Origin of the sequence: Flavobacterium zubiriense, assembly GCF_041729725.1 — a bacterium.
Classification (GTDB): domain Bacteria; phylum Bacteroidota; class Bacteroidia; order Flavobacteriales; family Flavobacteriaceae; genus Flavobacterium; species Flavobacterium zubiriense.
The window spans coordinates 1-22,543 of the sequence record NZ_JBCFQL010000018.1 but is presented as its reverse complement, the minus strand read 5'-3'; the positions used below and the strand labels follow the sequence as shown (position 1 = coordinate 22,543).

Genomic DNA, 22,543 nt, shown 5'->3' with positions numbered 1-22,543 from the left:
TTTATATTTGCAATCGGTTGCGTAAAAGTAAAACATTGTATCATATAAAAAAAATTTTATCTTATTTTTTTTATATTCACTAAAAAAAGACCAAATAACTAATAAAAATCTACGTATGAATGTTAATTTAAAAAAATTAGGAATCTTATTAATAGTATTTGTTACTCTTCCATGTCAGAGTCAAACATTCCCTTTTTACGATACAGCATTACCAATTGACCAAAGGGTTCAGGATTTAATTTCCAGACTAACTTTAGAGGAAAAAGTAGGGCAAATGATGAATGGTACACCAGAAATAAAGAGATTAAATATTGCACCTTATGATTATTGGAATGAAGCGCTTCATGGTGTTGGACGTTCGGGTGCTGCTACCGTTTTTCCACAAGCTATTGGTTTAGGGGCTACTTTTGATAAGGAGCTAGCACTTAGAGTTTCTACTGCAATTTCAGATGAAGCCAGAGCCATGTATAATGTTGCAAAAGCCAAAGGATACAATAAACAATATGGAGGATTGACTTTTTGGACTCCTAATATTAATATTTTTAGAGACCCTCGTTGGGGACGTGGACAGGAAACTTATGGAGAAGATCCTTTCTTGACGGCCATTATAGGTACTGAATTTGTAAAAGGTTTGCAAGGAAACAATCCAAATTATTTAAAAACGGCTGCTTGCGCTAAACATTTTGCCGTACACAGCGGTCCTGAAAAAGTAAGACACGAGTTTAATGCCGAAGCTACTCCAAAAGATTTATGGGAAACTTATTTACCTGCTTTTCAAGCATTAGTAGAAGCCAAAGTGGAGTCGGTTATGTGTGCTTATAATAGTACTGATGGCGAACCTTGTTGTGCTAATAAATACCTGCTTACTGATGTTTTAAGAAAACAATGGGGTTTTAAAGGACATGTAGTGACTGATTGTGGTGCCATTGATGATTTTTATATTTCCAAAGATAAGGGAGGACATGGAATAGTAAAAACGGAAGCTGAGGCGGCAGCATTGGTTTTAAAAAGCGGGGTAAGTTTGAATTGTGGAGATTCTTACAAATCTCTTCCTCAGGCTGTTAAAGATGGATTAATAACTGAAAAAGATATTGATAAGCAACTAGCAAATTTGTTACAAACCAGATTCAAGCTGGGGTTATTTGACCCAATGGGGAGTAATCCTTATGATGCAATTTCGCCTGAAGTAGTGGACAGTAAAGCACATCGGGAATTAGCAAAAGAAGTGGCTCAAAAAAGTATAGTTTTATTAAAAAACAATGGAATTTTACCACTAAAAAACGACCTTTCTAAATATTTTGTAACTGGACCAAATGCAGCTAGTATAGAAGTGCTTTTAGGAAATTATTATGGTGTAAATCCTAATATGGTCACAATACTAGAAGGAATTACGGCTTCTATAAGTCCAGCAAGTCAATTGCAATATCGATTAGGAGCAATGCTAAATAAAGAATCTATAAATCCTATAAATTATGCTACTGGTAATGCAAAAGACAGTGATGTAACCATTGTCGTATTGGGTGTTTCGAGTACAATTGAAGGCGAGGAAGGAGATTCATTAGATTCTTCCACAGCAGGAGATCGATTGGATTATAATTTGCCTCAAAATCAAATAGAATATTTAAAAGAATTAAGAAAAACAGCAGATAAAAATCCAAATGATAAAAAACCAATTGTAACTGTAATTACCAGTGGAAGTCCGATGAATCTTGCTGAAGTACAAGAATTATCAGATGCAGTATTATTAGTATGGTATCCGGGTGAAGAAGGAGGGACTGCTGTAGCTGACATCCTTTTTGGTAGAACAGCGCCATCAGGAAAATTACCAATAACATTTCCAAAATCTTTAGACCAATTGCCTCCATTTGAAGATTATTCGATGAAAGGAAGAACGTATAGATATATGAACGAAGATCCTATGTATCCATTTGGTTTTGGTTTAAGTTATACTACTTTTTCTTATGACGAAGTAAAAGTATCTTCTAAAAGAATTTCGAAAAAAGATAATCTTACTTTAGCTGTGAAAGTGACTAATACAGGCAAAGTTAAATCAGATGAAATAGTGCAATTGTACGTTTCAGATTTGGTAGCATCAGTGGATGTACCTAATTTTCAGTTAGCCAATATGAAAAGAATTAGTTTGGAACCTGGAGAAATAAAAGATGTGGAATTTACATTGACTCCTGCAGCATTCGAAATGGTTAATAATAAAGGCAATCGAGTTATGGAAGCCGGAGACTTCAAAATATATGTGGGTGGATCCAGTCCAATGAAAAGAAGTTTTGAATTAGGTGCGCCTAAAATGGCGGAGGTTATAGTTAATGTGAAATAGTTAAAAGGATTTTGAATTGCTTCCAGCTGGAGGAAAAAAAATAAATATTAAATTGGCTTTAGCCAAAAGAAAAATAATTTTGGCTAAAGCCAATGAATAGTATTCTTAATTCTATTGCTCCAGCTAAAGCTGGAGGCAATTCAAACCGATTATAAAAAATAAAACATACAAAATGAATACATTAAAAATTGCACTAATTGTTCTGCTTTTTATTCCATCGAATGAAATATTTTCCCAGATTAAACTTCCTAGATTAATCAGTGATGGGATTGTATTGCAAAGAAATGAAAAAGTAAAAATTTGGGGATGGGCTTCGCCAAAGGAAAAAATCAAGTTAGAATTCAAAACTAAAACCTATTTTACAGAAGCAGATCAACAGGGGAACTGGAATATTATTTTGCCTGCTGAAAAAGCAGGAGGGCCTTACCAAATGACTCTTAAGGCGAGTAATGAAATTGTAATTAAAGATATTTTATTTGGAGATGTTTGGATTTGTTCCGGACAATCCAATATGGAACTTCCTATGGAACGTATCAAAGAGAAGTATGAAGAGATTATTAAAAATGCTAAAAATACCAATATTAGACAATTTTTAGTGCCTGACAAATATGATTTTAAAAAAGAGCAAAGCGATTTAGATTCAGGAAATTGGGTTGCTGCAACTCCCGAAACAATACTTGAATTTTCTGGGGTAGCGTATTTTTTTGCTAAAAATATTTACGAAAAATATCCTGTACCAATAGGCTTAATCAATACGGCATTAGGTGGTTCACCAGTAGAAGCTTGGATGAGTGAGAATGCTTTGGAGGCCTTTCCAAAAGCGTATGAAGAGGCTCAAAAATTTAAAAATGACGAGTATATTAAACAAATTGAAATCAGTGATAAAAAAAGAAATGATGATTGGTATGCACTTGTAAATACACTTGATAAAGGTCTTTCTGATGGTAATGTAAAATGGAGTCAGGCTATCAATGACAGTGATTGGAAACTTATGGAAATTCCAGGTTTTTGGGCAGATCAATCCATTGGAAACCTAAATGGAGTGGTTTGGTTCAGAAAAGAAATTGAAGTACCAAAAGCAATGGTGGGCCAAGCTGCTAAACTATTTATGGGGCGTATTGTCGATCAGGATTTTGTATATATTAATGGTGAATTTATAGGTACAACTGGATACCAATATCCTCCTCGTCGCTATGACGTGAATTCGAATATTCTAAAAGAAGGGAAAAATACCATTGCTATACGAGTTATCAATAACTTAGGAAGAGGAGGATTTGTTTTTGATAAGCCTTATTTTTTGGCTGTTGGCAATGATACTATAGATTTAAAAGGGAGTTGGAAATACAAGTTAGGTGCTGAAATGAAACCATTACAAGGCCCAACTTTTATTCGCTGGAAGCCTGAAGGATTATTTAATGCAATGATAGCGCCTTTAACTAATTTAAAAATTAAAGGAGTTTTATGGTATCAAGGAGAATCAAATACGGGAAATCCAAAAGAATATGCCAAAGCTTTACCAGCATTAATTCAGGATTGGAGAACAAAATGGGGGCAAGGTAAGTTTCCTTTTATTTTTGTGCAATTGACTAATTTTATGGAAACCTATTCTGATCCAAGAGAAAGCAATTGGGCGGCTTTAAGACAATCGCAATTAGAAACACTTTCAGTTCCAAACACAGGTATGGCGGTTACGATAGATTTAGGCGAGTGGAATGATATCCATCCTTTAAATAAGGAAGATGTGGGGAAACGTTTGTCTTTATTGGCTCGAAAATTAGCTTATGGAGAAAGCAAATTGAAAGCTTCAAGCCCAATGCCAAGTACTTTTAGATTCAAAAAAGACAAAGCTATAATTTCTTTTAAAAATAGTGGAGGAGGATTGATTGTAAAAAATGGATCAGAATTAAAATCTTTTGCTATTTCAAATGATGGCAAAAATTTTGTTTGGGCAAAGGCTAAAATAATTGGAAGTAAAGTTCATGTTTGGAACGAAAAAATAAGCAATCCTATAATGGTTCGATATGCCTGGGATAACAATCCAGAAGAGGCTAATTTATTTTCGAAAGAAGGTTTACCAGCTACACCTTTTGAGGTAAAAAAGAAATAATCAAAAAAACCACGTTAATAACATTATGCTTAACGTGGTTTTTTTTAAATTCTTTTTGAAGATTCTCGAACCAATACTTCGGTATTTAAAAAAGTAATTTCTTTGACTTCATCCTTTTTATTCGATTTTATATTTTTTAATATAATCTCAGCCGATGCTTTTCCCATTTTGGCAGCGGGATGTGTAATGGTCGATAAATTAGGATCTATAATTTGTGAGATGGGATCGTTATTAAAACCGATAATCGCTAATTCTTCAGGGATTTTAATCCCTCTTTTTTTAGCAGTTTGAATGGCACTTACAGCTATAATATCTCCAGAAGCAAAAATACCATCCGGTTGAAGATCTAAATCAAATAATTTATTACTTGCTTTAGCTCCTTCTTCATAAGTAACTGTTTTTAAATTCACGATTAATTCTTCAATTAAGGGTACATTTTGGTCTTTCAATGCGTCTAAATACCCCCTTTTTCTTTCACTATACAAATTACCAAATTCAGATCCGGCGGTAAGGTGTGCTATACGAGTACAACCTTGCTCAATGAGGTGTTTTGTAGCCTTGTATCCGGCTGCATAGTTGTCTATGATAACACGAAAAGTATTAAAATCTTTGGGTACTCGATCGACAAATACTAAAGGAATATTATTGCTTACAAATTGTTGAAAATGAGAAGTATCACGTGTTTCCATAGCAAGAGAACAAATTACTCCACTTACTCTACTGCTGTATAAAGATTTAGCCAAACTGACTTCTTCGTCATAGGAATCATGCGATTGCATAATAATTACGTTGTACCCTGATTTTTGAGCTGTAATTTCGATACCACTAATTAATGAAGAAAGAAAAGGTTGTGTAACCGTTGGTATCAAAACACCAATAGTATTTGTCTTATTACCCCGAAGTCCAGCCGCCAAAGTATTGGGTACATAACCCATATCTTCGGCTGTTTTTTTTACTTTTTTGATCGTTTTATCGCTAATTGATGGATGATCTTTTAACGCTCTCGAAATTGTAGAGGTGGCAAGATTTAACTTTTCAGCAATATCATAAATAGTAATGTCTTTATTTTCTTCCATAAATTAAAACGTGTGAATCACAAATATACATTTTTTTGACTAATTGCGTTCTATTGTTATTTTAGTGAATTTTTGGGCACTAATTATTTGTTGAAGAATCTGTAAGGGTGTGCAATCCTAATTGATGGTTTTTAATTAAGGAATAGACTTTACTATTACAGATGCTAATTATGGAAGTAAAACGATAAATTATATAAGAAAACGGACTTGATGTAGGGTAACTTCACAATAGTATAAACAAACAAACCCCAGTGATATGGAAAATCAAGAATTCGGCAATACTAGAGAAAGTAACCGTGCAGACCAAAGTAAAGCATTAAATAATATGGAGTATAATGAGGATAAATCGGGTAGAGGTTACAACCAATTAAATCCAAATGCAGGTAACTACGATTCATTATCTGACAAAGAAGATACCAATAATAATTCTGATATAGATGATTCAAATCAGGTAGATAGTAACCAAACGGAAATCAACTCTTATGATCCTAACATTCCTGAAGAGGAAAACAGAGAGAATACATTGGATATAAATCCTGATGAACAAGAGTCTGATAAAGAAAATCAAGATGCCAATTTAGAGGAATGTCCCGAAAGAGATCAGACTCAAGAAAGACAAAATCCTAACTCAGAAAACAGTTCTTTATAATTTAAGCTGTTTTTTATTTTAAAAACATTCTGAAATTTACATAAAAAGGGAAGCTTAGAATATAAGTTTCCCTTTTTTTATATCATATATTTTGACATACATTATTTTCTTGTATAAGATGAATATATATTGATATTGACAGACCTAAAATGACACAAAAAATTGTTCAATACAAATAAAAGAGGCGGGTTTGTTTCCAAAACCGCCTCTGCTGAGTAGCAATTAAAAATCAGTAAGGTTCGTTATTTTTTATCTAATTTTTCTTTAATCATTTTAGCTTGCTGAAGATGTGATGTTAAGCTTGTAATTTTATTAGAGGCCCAAACCTTTACATTTTGATCATTGTCATTGTCTTCAGAAGCATCCTCCATTTTTCTAATGGTTTTTTCATGATCATCAATCATCGTATCTATAAATTCTTTATCAAATTCTTGACCTGATTTTTCATTTAGTTTATTATAAACATCTTTACCTTTATCCGTTAGTGAAGTAGGTAATGAAAGTTGTCTGCCATCCGCTAGATTTTTCAGTTCTGCACTTGATTTAGTATGGTGTGTTACCAACATTTCAGCATATTTTTTTACTTCGACGTTAGTGGCTTTCTCTGTAGCCAGTTTTGCGGTTTCAATTTCTATTAAATCCATTTCAGCAATGTCAACAAAGAAATTAGCTTCCTCTTTTTGAGTGTTATTTTCTTCTAATTGTACTTCATTTTGTTCTTCTACTACTTCCATGGTATCTTCTTGTTTAGAAGCATCTTTACAAGAGATAAAACTACTAGCGATAAGCCCAATTACTAAAAAGGCGTTACGTGCAATAAATATTTTTTTCATGATATTATGTTTTAAAGTTATTGTGTAAATTATTATTTATTAAATATTGATTTTCATACAATTAAATATTTATTTTATAAGATTTAACGTAATTGTATTTTTAAATGCCAATACAAAGAAAATTGCTATTCAGCCGCTGCAATGTTAACTAAGTTTAATGCAAGGTCATTGAGCAAACAATCAGACTCTTTTTCTTCTGCGAGTGTTTGTGTCAATAATTTTGCAGCATCGTTTTCGCCTAGTGCTTTTGCAAAAGCAGACAAAGTTCCGTATGATGCAATTTCATAGTGCTCAATTTTTTGCGATGCAGCAATAATACCCGCATCTCTAACAGCTCCTGGCTCGGTTTCTTCCAGAATACTGTCGCCTTCTTTTAATAGACCAGCCATAGCCTCACATTTTTTTCCTTCGGCTTTTTCTCCAAGCAATTCGAAAACATTTTCTAATCTCACTACCTGATTTTCTGTTACAGCAAGGTGTTCTAAAATAGTACTGGCAAGATTGCGAGATGTAGCATTTTCTGCCATTTTTGGTAAGGCACCCACTAGTGCATTTTCTGCCCAGTAAATATCTTTTAGACTGTCTATAAAAAAATCTCTTAAATCAGCGGCAGCATTTGCTGATGGTGATACCATATTGTTTTTACTATCTTTAGCGGTAGATTTACTTTGATTGGTTTTTTCTGAATTTTTCATGTGTTTTATTTTAATAGTTAGTTGTATAAGTTGGTTTCACGTTCCCAAAAACGATGCTCTCCCATAGCGGCTATGAAATTTTGTGTAAAAGTTTCGGATGCAATAGCACTGTTTAACAGGATACCAGCATCATCATTAGTTATTTTCAAAGCAAAAGATGCTGAGTTTATCAATTCTATGGATTCACCATCAGCACCAATCACTTTACAATGTTTGTAGGCATCGTTTAGGAATTCCATCACATCTTCATTTTTAGCCAATATACTACAACCCTGACTGTGTGGAATGTAAACCGCATCAAAAAGAACTGATGAGGCAGTCAGGAAACTAAAGTCAGCCGCAATGGCTCCATCTGCATCGGTTAGAACTGATCCAAGATGTGGTGCAATTATAAATCCTTTTGCATCTTCTTTGATGAGAGCGTTTTTCATATTCATGACCGCTGCTTCCGAAACTCCATCGGCACAAATAATAGCTACTTTTCTAGATGCAATAGTTGGAGAATTGGTTGGGTTTTTAAGCATAGAAAGTGCGTCAGAGGAAGCAACCGAAGAATCCACAGTTTTAGGTTCCTGTTTTCTAGACATTTCATTTTCAGGTGACACTCCTTTGTTTATAGGGGTTTCTAGAACGGGCGGAACAATAGCACCAAGACCAATGGCTACTTTTTCGGCTAATTGCATATCAACCTGAGACAAAAGTCCTAACATTCTCACTCTAATAGCAGTAGTTTCTACTTTCCCAAGTTCAAAGCGCAATGCTTTTACGATATGGCTTTTTTCGGTATCAGTTTGACTATTAAAGAATAATTTAGCCTGACCAAAATGATCGGCAAAACTTTCGCTTCTTTCTCTTACCTTATGTGCATCAACACGTTCGTTGAAACTTGCAAAGCCACCTTCGCTAATTTGAGCTTGATAAGGGCAACCTCCTCCAAGTGAATTAGGATGATAACTCACTCGACCTTTATTAATTTCCTGACGCATATGTCCATCCCGCTGGTTGTTGCTAACTGGTGCAATGCTTCTGTTGATTGGGATTTCATGAAAATTTGGACTTCCTAATCTCGAAAGTTGTGTATCCGTATAAGAAAATAATCTTCCTTGAAGCAAAGGGTCATTAGAAAAATCAATTCCAGGTACAACATGCCCTGGATGAAAAGCAATTTGTTCCGTTTCGGCAAAGAAATTATCTGGATTCTTATTCAACACCATTCTTCCTACTATAGTAACAGGTACTAATTCTTCGGGAACAAGTTTTGTTGGATCCAGTAAGTCAAATTCATATTTGTGCTCATCTTCCGCAGGAATTATTTGTACCCCTAATTCCCATTCTGGAAAATTACCCGTCTCTATAGCTTCCCATAAATCTTGTCTGTGAAAGTCAGGATTTTTTCCTGATATTTTTTGGGCTTCGTCCCATACTACAGCATGTGTTCCTAATTTAGGTTTCCAGTGGAATTTTACAAAAGTAGATTCGCCTGCTTCATTGATTAATCTAAACGTATGAACGCCAAAACCTTCCATCATGCGGTAGCTTCTTGGAATAGCACGATCAGACATTACCCACATAATCATGTGCATGGATTCGGGCATTAGCGAAATAAAATCCCAAAACGTATCATGTGCAGATGCTGCCTGTGGCATTTCATTGTGAGGTTCTGGTTTTACTGCATGAACAAGATCCGGAAATTTTGAAGCATCCTGAATAAAAAAGACGGGAATATTATTGGATACCAAATCATAAATTCCTTCTTGCGTATAAAATTTAACGGCAAATCCTCTGGCATCTCTGGCAAGGTCAGTAGAACCTCTAGAGCCAGCTACTGTTGAAAATCTTGCAAAAACAGGAGTTTTCAATCCTGCTTCTTGAAGGAATCCCGCTTTTGTTAATTCGGGTATTGGCTTGGTTACTTCAAAAAAACCGTGTGCTCCTGAACCTCTAGCATGCACTATTCTTTCTGGAATACGTTCGTGGTCAAAATGAGTAATTTTTTCTCTCAAGATAAAATCTTCCAGCAGGGAAGGTCCTCTTTCACCAGCTTTCAGCGAATTGTTATCATCATTAATGCGGACACCCTGATCAGTAGTCAGAAACTTGTTAGTTCCATCTGATTTGTTTATGGATAAATCACGCTGTTTTTCGTCCTGTAAATTTTTCATCTAATAAAATTTAGTAGTTAAATGTTTTTTTAAGTTGCTAGAGTTTAATGTTTTTATTTGTCAGATATAAAGGCATTTATAAATTGTAATCTTCTAGCAAATCAAATATAGATTATATGATTAATCTGAATTTATAGAATTTTTTAGGATGCTTACACAATTACCATTTGTTATGAATTTCACACAGAATATTTTAATTTAAGAGTCTATGTCTTTGTAAATCAAAGGTTTTTTTGTGGAGTAAGAACCTTTTACGTAAAAAGTATAGGTATTACAATGGAAAATTAGCTTCTGGAGCTTTATCAGAGCCTTCTGTATTACCACACATCCAATAAATCTTTATTGAACTCAACTGGTAATTATATAAAAGTTAGTAGTCAAAGTTGTAAGTATGCTCTTATTGCCAACAGTAGTTTTGGAACTAAATTAAAAGCATTGGATATCCTCCATTTAAAAAAATATAGTGGAAATTTTTAAAAGAAAAATTTAGTAAAAAACTGCATTATATCAGGAGCCAACAATACTTGCTTTTATATTGATTATACACCAATTATTCCCATTTTACCTCAAATCAGTAACTTAAATTAACAAGATGATAGACAACTTAAAAAATACTCAGAAAAATATGTTCAACAAAAAAGCTTTATCTAATCAGGATGCATCACAACATTATGATATGATTGTGTTTTGTCATTTAAGATGGCAATTTGTTTATCAGCGTCCGCAACATATCATTAGTCGAATGGCAAAAACAATGAAAATTCTTTTTGTTGAAGAGCCATTGCATTATAATGAAAATGAAAATTCGGGAAATCTTATCATTATTAATGAAATGCTACACGTTTTACAACCTAATGTAAAAGACATACAATCCATAGCGGCAATCATTCCAAAATATGTTAGTAACAAAATTATTTCTTTGGGATGGTTTTATTCAGCCGCTTTTTGTCCTATACTGGAATCCATTCACTTTGAAAATGTAGTTTATGATTGCATGGATGAACTTTCTTTATTTAAAAACGCTCCAATGCACTTAATTAATCAGGAAAAATACCTTATGTCTCAAGCCAATATAATTTTTACCGGTGGGAAATCATTATACGAATCAAAAAAACGATTTCACAAGAACGTGCATTGCTTTCCGAGTTCGGTAGATGAGTATCATTTTTCCCAAGCTTTAAATGGTATTGCTATTCCTAATGATATTGCCAAGTTAAAATCACCTATAGTAGGCTATTATGGCGTAATCGACGAACGTATCAATTTGCAATTGCTCCATGAGGTGGCTAAAAAATTGCCTGGTGTTTGTTTTGTGATGATTGGACCTTTGGCAAAAATTGAAGAAAGCGATCTTCCAAGAGAATCCAATATTCATTATTTCGGAATGAAATCTTATGATGAATTGCCTCATTACCTAAAAGCGTTTGATATTGCTATGATGCCTTTTGCATTAAATGATGCTACTAAATATATAAGCCCAACCAAAACATTAGAATACATGGCGGCTGGAAAGCCCATTATTTCAACTAAAATTATTGATGTAGTTCGCGATTATAGTATTTGTGTCAGTTTAATTGAAACCGCAGATGATTTTTCCGATGCTGTCGTATCATTATTAGATAAAACAGATCGTTTGTCGATGGAAATAGAATACAATAAAATTTTAGAAAAAACATCTTGGGATGTTACTGCTGAAAAAATGAAATTAATTATAAAAACGTTTGCAAAATGAAAAATATAGACATTTTAATTATTGGTGCAGGTATTTCGGGGTGTGTATTAGCAGAACGCTATGCGGCAATTGGAAAAAAAGTTTTAATTATAGAGAAACGCAATCATATTGCAGGAAACTGCTACGATTATATAGATGGTAACGGCATTTTAGTTTCTAAATATGGTGCTCATTTATTTCATACCAATGAAGAATCAGTATGGAAATATGTCAACAAATTCTCTGACTGGTATCCTTGGGAACACAAAGTAATTGCCAGGGTTGATAACAAAACGGTTCCAATTCCAGTAAATATTACTACGGTAAATGAATTATTTGATATTAATATTACTAATGAAGAGGAAATGAAAATTTGGCTCGAAGAAAACCGTATGCCTATTGAAAAACCTTCAAATGGTGAAGAAGCCGTTTTAAACCGAGTTGGAACAGTTTTGTATGAAAAAATGTTTAAGCATTATACTAAGAAACAATGGGATAAATATCCAGCCGAATTAGATGCTTCAGTTTTAGAAAGAATTCCAGTTAGAACCAATTATGATGACCGTTATTTCTCAGATACCTATCAGGCTTTGCCGAAAGGTGGTTATACGCAATTGTTCGAAAAAATACTTGACCATCCTAATATTGAAGTAGTATTAGAAACGGATTATTTTGATATAAAAGACCAGTATACCACTTATGAAAAACTGTTTTATACCGGACCTGTAGATCGTTTTTTCGAATTTACTCACGGTTTTCTAGAAAAATTAGAATACCGCTCTATCAATTTTGTTAGTGAAACCGTCGATGCTGAATTCTTTCAGGAAAACTCAGTGGTAAATTATCCAGGAACTGAGGTTGGTTTTACAAGAATTATTGAATACAAACATTTTGGAAATCAAAAATCTGAAAAAACTACTGTTGTAAAAGAATTTACTGTTGACGAAGGAGAGCCGTATTATCCAGTTCCAAACCCACGAAATCAGGAAGTTTATGCCTATTACAAAACCGAAGCGGACAAGTTAGTTGACGTTCATTTTGTGGGAAGACTGGCTAATTACAAATATTTTAATATGGATCAGGCGTTCAAAAATGCTTTGGACTTATTTAATCAACTCGAAAAAGACAAAAAAAATATTTATAAAACAGCAGTATAAATGGAACTTTTCAATACTTTTTTTATAGGAGGTTATGAATGTGCAGATCATATCAATCGGTCTGGTGAAAGAGTTAATCTTTTAAAAGAAACCCAACATGATATTCGTGTTCTGGAAGATTATCAAGCCTTGATAGCTATTGGTATAAAAACCGTTCGCGAAGGTGTTTGTTGGAGTGCAGTTGAAACGTCTCCTGGAGTTTTTGATTTTTCAGAAGTCCATAACCGAATGTTGGCGGCAGAAAAATTGGGTATTCAACAAATTTGGGATTTAATTCATTTTGGTTATCCTGATGGTATTTATCCCACGCATCCTCATTTTTGTAAACGATTCGTGCAATTATGTGAAGCATTTGCTTTGTTTTATAAAGCGAATACAAAAGAGCCTTTATTTGTTGTTCCAATAAACGAAATTAGCTTTCTATCCTGGCATTCCGGTGATGTGAGAGGAACAGTCCCATTTGCTGTAAATAGCGGATGGGATATTAAATACCATTTGTGCAAAGCTGCGATTTTAGGCATAAAAATGCTTAAAAATGTGCGTCCAGAATGCCGAATTATTATGGTAGAACCTTTGGTAAAAATTCATGTGTCCGATTTTCAAAATGAGGTGCATGAATTGAATGAAAACCAATTTCAGGCAATGGACATTATAGGAGGTAGAATGTGTCCTGAACTTGGTGGAGCTGAAGATTTTTTGGATATTCTGGGATTTAATTATTACTGGAACTGCCAATGGGAAGTAAACGGAGAACCGCTGGTTTGGCCTGATAAAGAGCAGAAAAGAATGCCATTTTCAGAATTATTGCAAATGGCATACGAACGCTATAATAAACCTGTATTTATCTCAGAGACTGGACATTTTGGCACTGGTAGAGTGGATTGGCTGGAAGAAATTATAGAGGAGTGTGTGCTTGCCAAAGATAACGGAGTGGATTTGAGAGGAATTTGTATTTATCCTGTAACCGACAGACCAGACTGGGATAATTTAAGCAGTTATTGCCAATGTGGGATTTGGGATTTAGACCAAAACGCTAATCGAATTGCACATCAGGAATATGTTGATGCGGTAATAAAAGCACAAACCGATTTAAAGGAAAAGCAAACGGTTCTTAATCAATTTGATTTTTCTTTAAAATATTGGCAAAAATAGGATTATTAACGAGTTACGTTTCTTAAAAAAGAGCACTCTTTAATTTTCTTATTGATAAAACGGAAAAGGTAATAATTCTTCACATCTCATTATGCAATAGGTGTTTTTTTTTGTTAGTTTAGGGAATGTGAACAATGCTTTTTTTGTGAATTATACAAGTATTTAAAATTGCGGATGATGGTAAAAAACAACACTCGTTTGATATAGTTACAAATACATATTCAAAAACATCATTATATTACTAAATGTGAGTTGGCAATTTTTTCTTTTAAATTATTTTCCACCTTGGCTTTCTCTGCAAATTCACACCAGTTGCCAACAGTATCACTAATTTGCTCAATAATTGCAGGTGCTTTTTTAATGTTCATTGTTTTGGCTACTTGTAAAAGATCTTCTTTTGTGATGTCCTTTCTTTTTCCGTTAATGCTCAAATTGTGTTGGCTTACCCAATCACTATCGGGACGATAAGCATAGCAAATATCATAAGCAGGAGCTAATTCCCAGTTGCTATCTTCTTTTAATCTAAAAGCAAAATTTTTGGTGTGATCATCACAATTTCTAGCAATTACATTAAAGACCATTCTTCTAAACATTTGTTCGGCTTGGGGGTAGGGCAGTCTTAACAAACGCATGGTTTGAAAAACTTGTTCGTAACTAAAACTTGTAATTTGATTAAAATCGTAATGTTGCATGGCACATAAGGTTTGTATATGGTGTTTTTGTGCACCACCTTCACGGTCAAAACGTTTGGTCATGAAATGTGCTCTGCCGTTTTCCTCCAGCAATTTACATTCCATCATTTCAATTCCACATGCTTTTGCCATGAGGTAGTATGCCATTTCTATCCGGCCATATCCTGTGCTTTCGCCAAATTGAGCATCGCTTACAGTGTCTAATTTAATTAACCAATGTTCAAATCCTTTGGGAGCAATTGTTTGCCCTGATTTTACTTGCCCTGTTTTTTCATTGTAGGCAATAATAGCTTTTGGACGCGCACCTCCTGCTGAAGTTCCTATTTTAAGGATGTCTAACATGGCTTTTTGTTCATCATCGCTTAAGTTGGTTTCAAAATGTTCTCTTTTGGCCAACATTTTTTGAGAAATATGAACCAAATTATCTATTTCAATATCAAAAGCTCTTTTAATAGGTTTTAATTGTGATGGTTCAAATTCTAAAGCACCCATGCCTCGAGTTCCTATAAAACATAGCAATTCAATTGGATTCATACTGTTTTCAGGACGACCATTTTGGGCTAGCCAGCTGTTAATTAATTGATTTCCGTAATTGTCAGGAAGTACATCCGCTAATAAACCGGGTAATCCTTTGAATGTTTGAATATTTCTTAGTTCTGGAAACGAAAAAATGCGTTTGTTGCTATTTGCTATAGGCATTTTTAGTGGCGCTAAATCTGATTTTGAGGTAACGAATTTAGGTTCGTATTCAAAACTAGCAATACCTGTTTCCTTATTCCATGCAACGGCGCCTACAGTTTTACCCCATATTTTCACGAAAGCTGTTGTTATCATTACCAAGTAGAGTTTGATGAATTGTCTGGTTTGTTATTTCTAGCGCGTTGCCTTTTATTTTTGTCCATTTTAGCGAGTTCTATTGGGCTTATTTCTTGTTTTACAGAGAAAATTTCTAACAAATGTAAACTGTTTAACGCCCTCAATATTTGAATTAATGAAAGCATTGTGATGGCTTCCCCATTTTCAATTTGACTGATAGTCCATCGGTTGATACCCGCCTCAATTGCTAATTGTGCCTGGGTTTTATTATTGTTCAAGCGTTCGTTTTTAATGAATTTTCCAATTTCACTTACGATAGCGCTATCGCTCATTGCTATCCATTTAGTGTTGGTATTTCCCATTGTTATTGCTTTTAAATATAATTAGTATTGGTAATTACCATCAAATATAACAAAAATAATTATTATTAAATACTTACTTTATGTGAATTTTAAAAAAATGTTGGTAAAAACCATCTTTAAGTACATAAATAAGGGTTAATGTTAGTTTTTACCATTATTATATTTTTAAAAAATACTAAAATATAAATCGTAGTTTTCATGATTACCTTCATTTTAAAATTGAATAATAGCGTTTAGAAATATAAATTGGTCTTTTGTCAGTTCGAGCGCAGTCGATAGCCCTAATTGCATCTGGACTGCGCTTGATGTGATAAAAAATAATTGGACTTTTTTATGTATCTAATTGGTATAATACGCTAATTCTAGGGTTTTCACATGGAGGCTTTTAGTCTATTGCGGTTTAGTTTCTTAAGTTCAAAAAAAAAATCTTCCTTCATTATTTTATTAATGAAGGAAGATTTAATGTTTTGAAATACGATTTTGTTTAGAATTCTAAAACAAATTCTTCTTTAGGAATTCGTACTTTTTTCATAGGTGCAATCCAATCGTTCTCTATATCGGAATAGCCAATATACATAAGGGAAACACTTTTTAGTCCGTATTTTTTAAGATCCAGTACTTCATCGACTAGTTCATTATTGAATCCTTCAACAGGAGTACTTGCTATTCTCAATTCAGCAGCTTGTGCTAAAGCCAATCCTAAAGCAATGTAGGTTTGGCGAGCAGTGTGAGCAAAATTAAGTTCCGCAGGCTGTTTAAGATATATTTCTTTTAATTTATTTGTGTAGCTTTCAAACCTGCCTCTAGGTAAGTCTCTTTCATCCGTTGTAAAATCGTACACTTTATCAATGCGTTCTGCTGTGTATCTATCCCATGCTGCAAAGATGATCACATGTGAACAGTTCTCCATACACTCTGGGTTTAATGCCCCTTTTGCTAGTTTTTTCTTTATTTCGGCATCTCGTATTACAATTGCTCTAAAAGGCTGTAAACCTGAAGAAGTAGGGGTTAAACGTGCTGCTTCTACTATTTTATCGACGTTTTCTTCGCTAACCTTTTTGGTAGGATTATATGCTTTTACGGCATGTCTCCAATTTAAATTTTCTATTAATGACATTTGTTTTTATTTTTGTTTATTTAAGATTTTTGTAATTATTATTTTTAATTCAATGAGTTCATCTTCCGAAACTTTCATAGATTCCATTAAGCGTTGAGGGATGTATTCTGCTTTTTCTTTCAAATCCAGACCTTTTTGTGTTAGTGATAATTTAACAATACGTTCATCATTTGAAGATCTTTTTCGTATTACCATATTTTTTTGTTCCATTCTTTTTAATAGAGGTGTTAAAGTTCCGCTATCCAGGAAAAGTTTTTCTCCTAACTGTCCTACTGTTTGTTCTTCCAGATCCCACAAAACCATGAGTACTAAGTATTGCGGGTAAGTAACATCAAGTTCTTCTAATAATGGACGATACTGATTGATTACTTCTTTAGCTAAAGCGTAGATAGGAAAACAAACCTGATTTTTAAGATTTAATAAATCGTTCATAATTATAATTACGGAATTAGAATGCAAATATAAGCACAATTATATTTTACACAATATAATTTTGTATAATTTAATCTTTTTATAACTTTTGAAATTATTTATTTGTGATAGTAATTTGTTTATTTGACTTTTCTAATTTTATGGATTTAGTGTTTTTAAAAGGCATTTTGAATAATTAGCATTTTTGTTGGGATTGAATTTCATTATTTTAATTAAATTGCACTGATTTATGATATATTTTGTTTTAAAAATAGAATCAGATTTAATACATTTATAAAAAATACAAAGAGGGATGAGTTACTATAAAGTTGATAATTTAGAGCAATATTTTAAGCATTACAATAAGTCAATTCGTGAACCAAGAAAATTTTGGGGAAAAATTGCCGAAGAAAATTTTACCTGGTACCAGCCATGGGACAAAGTAGTAGAATTTGATATGACAGAAGCTGATGTTCAGTGGTTTGCTGGTGCAAAACTAAATATCACCAAAAATTGTATTGACAGACACTTAAATAAAAGAGGAGAGAAGACTGCCATAATTTTTGAACCCAACAATCCAGACGAAGAAGCATTACACATTACCTATAATGAATTGCATCAAAGAGTGTGTAAAATGGCTAATGTTTTGCGCGAGCAAGGCGTAAAAAAAGGAGATCGTGTTTGTATTTACTTACCCATGATTCCTGAATTAGCTGTAGCTATTTTGGCTTGTGCTAGAATTGGAGCGATTCATTCAGTAGTTTTTGCGGGTTTTTCATCCAAAGCCTTAGAAACTAGAATAAATGATAGTGAAAGTAAAATGGTTATTACTTCTGATGGTGGTTTTAGAGGAAATAAAACTATTGAATTAAAAGAAATTGTTGACGAAGCATTAGAAAAAAGTCCAACAGTTAGTACTGTTTTAGTGGTTAAAAGGACTAATACAGCAGTGAACATGAAAGAAGGCAGAGACATTTGGTTACAACCTTTATTAGAAGAGGCTTCAGATAATAGTGTAGCCGAAATTATGGATGCCGAAGATCCTTTGTTTATTCTTTATACTTCTGGTTCTACTGGAAGTCCAAAAGGAATGGTACATACTACAGCTGGTTATATGGTTTTTACCGCCTATACCTTCAAAAATGTTTTTAGTTATGAAGAAAATGATGTGCACTGGTGTACTGCCGATATTGGTTGGATAACAGGACATTCCTATATTTTATACGGACCATTATTGAATGGAGCAACAACTGTAATATTTGAAGGTGTACCTTCTTACCCAGACCACAGTCGTTTTTGGCAAGTTATTGAAAAACATAAGGTGAGTCAGTTTTACACGGCACCAACTGCTATTAGAGCTTTGGCCAAAGAAAAAATAGAATATGTTCAAAAATACCATTTAGAAAGTTTAAAAGTAATTGGGTCAGTAGGTGAGCCTATCAACGAAGAAGCTTGGCACTGGTTTAATGATCACGTAGGACAAAAAAAATGTCCAGTAGTGGATACTTGGTGGCAAACAGAAACTGGAGGAATTATGATTTCGCCATTGGCTTTTATAACACCTACAAAACCTACTTATGCAACTTTCCCTTTACCAGGAATCCAAGCTGTTTTAATGGATGATAAGAGAAATGAAATAGAAGGTAATCAAGTGGTAGGAAGTTTATGTATTAAGTTTCCATGGCCAGGTATGGCAAGAACTATCTGGAATGACCACCAACGCTATAAGGATACTTATTTTTCTCAATATCCAGGTAAATTTTTTACAGGTGACGGTGCTTTGCGTGATGAAGTAGGTTACTATAGGATTACAGGTAGAGTAGATGATGTAATCATTGTTTCTGGACATAATTTAGGTACAGCACCAATAGAAGACGCTATCAATGAACATCCTGCCGTTGCCGAAAGTGCCGTAGTAGGTTTTCCACATGACGTAAAAGGTAAAGCGTTATATGGATATGTTATTTTAAAAGAGTCGGGAGAAATTAGAAATAAGGAAAATCTTTTTATCGAAATTAACCAACACATTACAGATCACGTAGGTCCTATCGCTAAATTAGATAAAATTCAATTTGTTTCAGGATTACCTAAAACACGTTCGGGAAAAATTATGCGTAGAATCCTTAGAAAAATTGCTGAAGGTAATTTTACAGATTATGGCGACATGAGTACTTTATTGAATCCTGAAATTATTGAAGAGATTCAAAATGAAAAAAAATAAACGAAGCTGTATTGATGAGCAGAAATTTTTTTATGAGGGGCTAGTAAGTCCCTCATTTCTTTTTTGAGAAAAATTTTAAATTATTTTTATTAAGTACACGACAAAAAGCAAAACAGATTGTTTTCCAAAGACTTGATTCCTGTTGAAAGAAATTTCGACAAGTAATCTAATCCGTATTTAAACACGTTTACCGCTCTTCTGCCATGCTTTTTTATTACTATTTTTTTGATGTTTTTATCTAAATAGTCGCCAATTTTGTAGCACCATACAAAAGCAATCATTGTCAATGAGAATAATTTTTCTAATCTTTCTAAATCAGTTACACGTGTATCTTCTATATTAAATCCACTGCTTTTTAATCCTCTAAAAAGGCTTTCAATTTGCCAACGTTGTTTGTAATACTCCATTGCTTGCTCTGGTTTGTTGAACGAAACTATAATTAAAAATTCCATATTTCCGTCTCTGTCAATTGTTTTACTACCAGAGAGATAACATTTTTGTTCGTGTAACTTTATTATTTTGGGATAATGATAAAACTCACCTACTTTCAAATTATTGAACAACCAAAATGCTTTTATTTCTCTTTGCTTTTGGTATGAATAAATTTTGAAATTATTCCTAATTCGGATGTAATATCGAATATTTTCATTGTTCAAGAATTCCAGCCATTTGCTACCAACAAATTCTCTATCGGCTAATAAGCAATTAATACTTTGTTTTCCAAACCACTCAATATATTTCTTAATCAAATCAATTCGCTCCTCTGTGTCGGAATTTCCTTGTTTGTCTAACATTTTGAACATTAACGGAAAAGCTACATTTTTATAACTCACCCCCAGCATTAATATATTGATGTCCTTCGACCCAAATTTCCAATTCGTTCTATCTAAAACCAATACCAAATCATCTTTTATCGGTAATAAATTGAATATCAGACCCGAAATTGTCTTCATCGGAAAATCAACTTCCTTCATAAATCGTTGGATTCTTCTGTAAGAACTATTTTTATCCGCTTTTACCTCAAATCCAGAGGCAAGTCTATCATAATTAATTGTCTTTATTTTACATAAAGCTGTTATAAATAAAACCATGAGCTTGACCCTAGCCAAATTGAATTCGCCTTTAAAATGACCTTGCAATACTGATATTAACGATGTATCTTTATCCTCTAGACTGGTGTTCTTCATTAGAAAAAATTATGTGGTAATAATTCTTTAATGTAATGAATATCAGTCTTTTACCCTAATTTATTATTACTTATTTTATTGATTTTCAATGAAATATATTTTTGTCATGTACTAAAAATTTTAATTTAAACTTTAAATTAAAAACTTCCTAAGAACAAAAAATTCTTAGGAAGTTTTTTTTAATTAAATCTTATCTATTAAAACTTTATAACTAGGGTCTTCCATAATATTCACATCAATAACTCCTTGTGCATTCTCTAATAATTTACGACAATCTTGGCTTAAATGACGTAAATGAACTGTCTTCCCTATTTTAGCATAACGCTCGGTAATTTTGTGTACCGCATCAATAGCACTCATATCGACAATTTTACTTTCTTTAAAATCAATGACTACCTCAATTGGATCATTCGATACATCAAATTTTTCAGAAAAAGTAGCAGATGATCCAAAAAATAAAGGACCATATATTTCATAATGCTTCACTCCTTTATCATCGATGTATTTTTTAGCACGAATGCGTTTAGCACTTTCCCAGGCAAAAACCAGTGCCGAAATGATAACTCCTATTAGTACCGCTACAGCTAAATTGTGTAATAGAATAGTAATAATAGCTACTAAAATACCCACAAAAATATCCTGTCTTGGCATTTTATTGATGATTCTAAGACTAATCCATTCAAAGGTACCAATTGCCACCATAATCATCACACCAACTAAAGCCGCCATTGGTAATTTTTCAATAACTGGAGATGCAAACAAAATAATACATAAAATAGTTAATGCAGCGATTATTCCCGACAAACGCGCTCTGGAACCTGCCGATAAATTTACTAACGTTTGTGCAATCATTGGACAACCACCCATTCCAAAGAAAAACCCATTTAATATGTTTGAGCTACCTTGAGCCACACATTCTCTATTACCATTTCCAGTAGTTTCTGTAATTTCATCTACTAAACTTAGAGTCAACAACCCCTCCGTTAATCCAACAGCTGCTACAACCAAACTATAAGGTAAAATAATCTTTAAAGCTTCTAAACTAAAAGGAATATTCGGAATATGAAAAGGCGGAAAACCTCCACTAACCGATGCTATATCTGCTACTGTTTTAGTTTCGATTCCTAACCCTAAAACCAGTCCAAAAACTACAATAATTGCCACTAGAGAAGCAGGAACTGCCTTAGTTATTTTAGGCAAAAGAATAACAATTGCAATGGTCAAGGCTACCAAACCTGCCATAATTAACATGGGAGTTCCTGTGAGCCAGGTACTTTCGCCATTAATTACTGTTTTAAATTGTTCTAGTTGGGACATAAAAATAATTATGGCTAAACCATTCACAAAACCAAACATAACCGGTTGTGGTACTAATCGAATAAATTTACCCCATTTAAACACACCAATCAAAATTTGGATGACTCCAGCTAAAGCCACAGCAGCAAATACATACTCTAAACCATTCGATTTCATTAATGCAATCAATGTAATTACGGTTGCTCCTGCTCCACCAGAAATCATTCCAGGACGTCCGCCAAAAATGGCTGTTATTAATCCCGCAATAAATGAAGCATAGAGTCCAGATAATGGAGGAAAACCAGCCAAAATTGCAAAAGAAAGTGACTCTGGAATCATGGTCATGGCGACCGTTAAACCAGCTAAAATTTCTGTTTTGTAATTTACCTTTTGAGATAAATCAAATAAGTTAAATACTTTTTTCATAAAAAAAATAAAATTGGTTTTGTGATATCATTTCAAATATTGAAATCATATCGAAAAAAAATTAATAAAATGGTTTTAGGAATTATCCTTAGTGTAAATACAAAAATCGAAGAGAGTAAAATTTTATGAAAGTATACCGTT

At 33.4% G+C, this 22,543-nt stretch carries 17 protein-coding genes; 7 read left to right on the top strand and 10 right to left on the bottom strand.

What is annotated here, in order from left to right; translation table 11 throughout:
- The first annotated feature begins 115 nt into the window (after positions 1-115).
- The gene (locus AAGV28_RS14770) at positions 116-2,332 is read left to right on the top strand and encodes a glycoside hydrolase family 3 C-terminal domain-containing protein (RefSeq protein ID WP_373407526.1); all 2,217 of its coding nucleotides are present in this window, start codon (positions 116-118) and stop codon (positions 2,330-2,332) included.
- Between the two features lie 172 nt (positions 2,333-2,504).
- Positions 2,505-4,439 carry a sialate O-acetylesterase gene (locus AAGV28_RS14765; RefSeq protein WP_373407525.1) on the top strand — a complete coding sequence of 645 codons (1,935 nt, stop codon included), beginning with the start codon at positions 2,505-2,507 and terminating at the stop codon, positions 4,437-4,439.
- A 44-nt stretch (positions 4,440-4,483) separates the two neighbouring features.
- On the opposite strand, the gene AAGV28_RS14760 is transcribed toward AAGV28_RS14765, so the two are convergent.
- Positions 4,484-5,515, bottom strand: a complete 1,032-nt coding sequence (locus AAGV28_RS14760; RefSeq protein ID WP_373407524.1) for a LacI family DNA-binding transcriptional regulator — start codon at positions 5,513-5,515, stop codon at positions 4,484-4,486.
- Positions 5,516-5,840: 325 nt separating this feature from the next.
- Here AAGV28_RS14760 and AAGV28_RS14755 point away from each other — a divergent pair, with 325 nt between their 5' ends.
- Positions 5,841-6,164 (top strand): hypothetical protein, encoded by a 324-nt coding sequence (locus AAGV28_RS14755; RefSeq protein ID WP_373407523.1) that lies wholly within the window; start codon positions 5,841-5,843, stop codon positions 6,162-6,164.
- Between the two features lie 242 nt (positions 6,165-6,406).
- Here AAGV28_RS14755 and AAGV28_RS14750 read toward each other — a convergent pair whose 3' ends face one another.
- The 3 genes from AAGV28_RS14750 to AAGV28_RS14740 all read right to left on the bottom strand — a co-directional run bounded on the left by AAGV28_RS14750 (position 6,407) and on the right by AAGV28_RS14740 (position 9,854).
- Entirely contained in the window at positions 6,407-6,997 is a 591-nt protein-coding gene (locus AAGV28_RS14750; protein WP_373407522.1) for a DUF4142 domain-containing protein, read from the bottom strand.
- Between the two features lie 125 nt (positions 6,998-7,122).
- Positions 7,123-7,692 carry a YciE/YciF ferroxidase family protein gene (locus AAGV28_RS14745; RefSeq protein WP_373407521.1) on the bottom strand — a complete coding sequence of 190 codons (570 nt, stop codon included), beginning with the start codon at positions 7,690-7,692 and terminating at the stop codon, positions 7,123-7,125.
- A gap of 17 nt (positions 7,693-7,709) precedes the next feature.
- On the bottom strand, positions 7,710-9,854 hold the full coding sequence (locus tag AAGV28_RS14740) for a catalase (protein WP_373407520.1): 2,145 nt from the start codon (positions 9,852-9,854) through the stop codon (positions 7,710-7,712).
- A 592-nt stretch (positions 9,855-10,446) separates the two neighbouring features.
- Between AAGV28_RS14740 and AAGV28_RS14735 the strand changes: the two genes are divergently transcribed.
- Genes AAGV28_RS14735 through AAGV28_RS14725 form a run of 3 tightly spaced genes read left to right on the top strand, consistent with a single transcriptional unit; the run spans position 10,447 to position 13,874 of the window.
- Positions 10,447-11,586: a glycosyltransferase gene (locus AAGV28_RS14735; protein ID WP_373407519.1), complete on the top strand. Its 1,140-nt coding sequence runs from the start codon at positions 10,447-10,449 to the stop codon at positions 11,584-11,586.
- Positions 11,583-12,722, top strand: coding sequence for a UDP-galactopyranose mutase (gene glf / locus AAGV28_RS14730; RefSeq protein WP_373407518.1), 1,140 nt, complete (start codon positions 11,583-11,585; stop codon positions 12,720-12,722). Before AAGV28_RS14735 ends, glf begins: the two co-directional genes overlap by 4 nt.
- Entirely contained in the window at positions 12,723-13,874 is a 1,152-nt protein-coding gene (locus tag AAGV28_RS14725) for a glycoside hydrolase family protein (RefSeq protein WP_373407517.1), read from the top strand.
- Positions 13,875-14,107: 233 nt separating this feature from the next.
- Here the strand turns inward: AAGV28_RS14725 and AAGV28_RS14720 are convergent, their stop codons facing one another.
- The 4 genes from AAGV28_RS14720 to AAGV28_RS14705 all read right to left on the bottom strand — a co-directional run bounded on the left by AAGV28_RS14720 (position 14,108) and on the right by AAGV28_RS14705 (position 17,293).
- On the bottom strand, positions 14,108-15,400 hold the full coding sequence (locus AAGV28_RS14720; protein WP_373407516.1) for a type II toxin-antitoxin system HipA family toxin: 1,293 nt from the start codon (positions 15,398-15,400) through the stop codon (positions 14,108-14,110).
- Positions 15,400-15,744 (bottom strand): helix-turn-helix domain-containing protein, encoded by a 345-nt coding sequence (locus AAGV28_RS14715; RefSeq protein WP_373407515.1) that lies wholly within the window; start codon positions 15,742-15,744, stop codon positions 15,400-15,402. Before AAGV28_RS14715 ends, AAGV28_RS14720 begins: the two co-directional genes overlap by 1 nt.
- Before the next feature lie 484 nt (positions 15,745-16,228).
- Positions 16,229-16,861 (bottom strand): nitroreductase family protein, encoded by a 633-nt coding sequence (locus tag AAGV28_RS14710; protein WP_373407514.1) that lies wholly within the window; start codon positions 16,859-16,861, stop codon positions 16,229-16,231.
- A gap of 6 nt (positions 16,862-16,867) precedes the next feature.
- On the bottom strand, positions 16,868-17,293 hold the full coding sequence (locus AAGV28_RS14705) for a MarR family winged helix-turn-helix transcriptional regulator (RefSeq protein ID WP_373407513.1): 426 nt from the start codon (positions 17,291-17,293) through the stop codon (positions 16,868-16,870).
- A gap of 292 nt (positions 17,294-17,585) precedes the next feature.
- On the opposite strand from AAGV28_RS14705, the gene acs reads away from it, so the two are divergent.
- Entirely contained in the window at positions 17,586-19,493 is a 1,908-nt protein-coding gene (gene acs / locus AAGV28_RS14700) for an acetate--CoA ligase (protein WP_373407512.1), read from the top strand.
- 89 nt (positions 19,494-19,582) lie between these two features.
- Here acs and AAGV28_RS14695 read toward each other — a convergent pair whose 3' ends face one another.
- Both AAGV28_RS14695 and AAGV28_RS14690 read right to left on the bottom strand, forming a co-directional pair.
- On the bottom strand, positions 19,583-20,680 hold the full coding sequence (locus AAGV28_RS14695; RefSeq protein ID WP_373407511.1) for an IS4 family transposase: 1,098 nt from the start codon (positions 20,678-20,680) through the stop codon (positions 19,583-19,585).
- A gap of 183 nt (positions 20,681-20,863) precedes the next feature.
- On the bottom strand, positions 20,864-22,402 hold the full coding sequence (locus AAGV28_RS14690; RefSeq protein WP_373407510.1) for a SulP family inorganic anion transporter: 1,539 nt from the start codon (positions 22,400-22,402) through the stop codon (positions 20,864-20,866).
- Positions 22,403-22,543: the final 141 nt, after the last annotated feature.

Coding starts and splice junctions, on each gene's coding strand:
- AAGV28_RS14770 (WP_373407526.1), top strand. CDS start 116: ATGAATGTTAATTTAAAAAAATTAGGAATCTTATTAATAGTATTTGTT.
- AAGV28_RS14765 (WP_373407525.1), top strand. CDS start 2,505: ATGAATACATTAAAAATTGCACTAATTGTTCTGCTTTTTATTCCATCG.
- AAGV28_RS14760 (WP_373407524.1), bottom strand. CDS start 5,515: ATGGAAGAAAATAAAGACATTACTATTTATGATATTGCTGAAAAGTTA.
- AAGV28_RS14755 (WP_373407523.1), top strand. CDS start 5,841: ATGGAGTATAATGAGGATAAATCGGGTAGAGGTTACAACCAATTAAAT.
- AAGV28_RS14750 (WP_373407522.1), bottom strand. CDS start 6,997: ATGAAAAAAATATTTATTGCACGTAACGCCTTTTTAGTAATTGGGCTT.
- AAGV28_RS14745 (WP_373407521.1), bottom strand. CDS start 7,692: ATGAAAAATTCAGAAAAAACCAATCAAAGTAAATCTACCGCTAAAGAT.
- AAGV28_RS14740 (WP_373407520.1), bottom strand. CDS start 9,854: ATGAAAAATTTACAGGACGAAAAACAGCGTGATTTATCCATAAACAAA.
- AAGV28_RS14735 (WP_373407519.1), top strand. CDS start 10,447: ATGATAGACAACTTAAAAAATACTCAGAAAAATATGTTCAACAAAAAA.
- glf (WP_373407518.1), top strand. CDS start 11,583: ATGAAAAATATAGACATTTTAATTATTGGTGCAGGTATTTCGGGGTGT.
- AAGV28_RS14725 (WP_373407517.1), top strand. CDS start 12,723: ATGGAACTTTTCAATACTTTTTTTATAGGAGGTTATGAATGTGCAGAT.
- AAGV28_RS14720 (WP_373407516.1), bottom strand. CDS start 15,400: ATGATAACAACAGCTTTCGTGAAAATATGGGGTAAAACTGTAGGCGCC.
- AAGV28_RS14715 (WP_373407515.1), bottom strand. CDS start 15,744: ATGGGAAATACCAACACTAAATGGATAGCAATGAGCGATAGCGCTATC.
- AAGV28_RS14710 (WP_373407514.1), bottom strand. CDS start 16,861: ATGTCATTAATAGAAAATTTAAATTGGAGACATGCCGTAAAAGCATAT.
- AAGV28_RS14705 (WP_373407513.1), bottom strand. CDS start 17,293: ATGAACGATTTATTAAATCTTAAAAATCAGGTTTGTTTTCCTATCTAC.
- acs (WP_373407512.1), top strand. CDS start 17,586: ATGAGTTACTATAAAGTTGATAATTTAGAGCAATATTTTAAGCATTAC.
- AAGV28_RS14695 (WP_373407511.1), bottom strand. CDS start 20,680: ATGAAGAACACCAGTCTAGAGGATAAAGATACATCGTTAATATCAGTA.
- AAGV28_RS14690 (WP_373407510.1), bottom strand. CDS start 22,402: ATGAAAAAAGTATTTAACTTATTTGATTTATCTCAAAAGGTAAATTAC.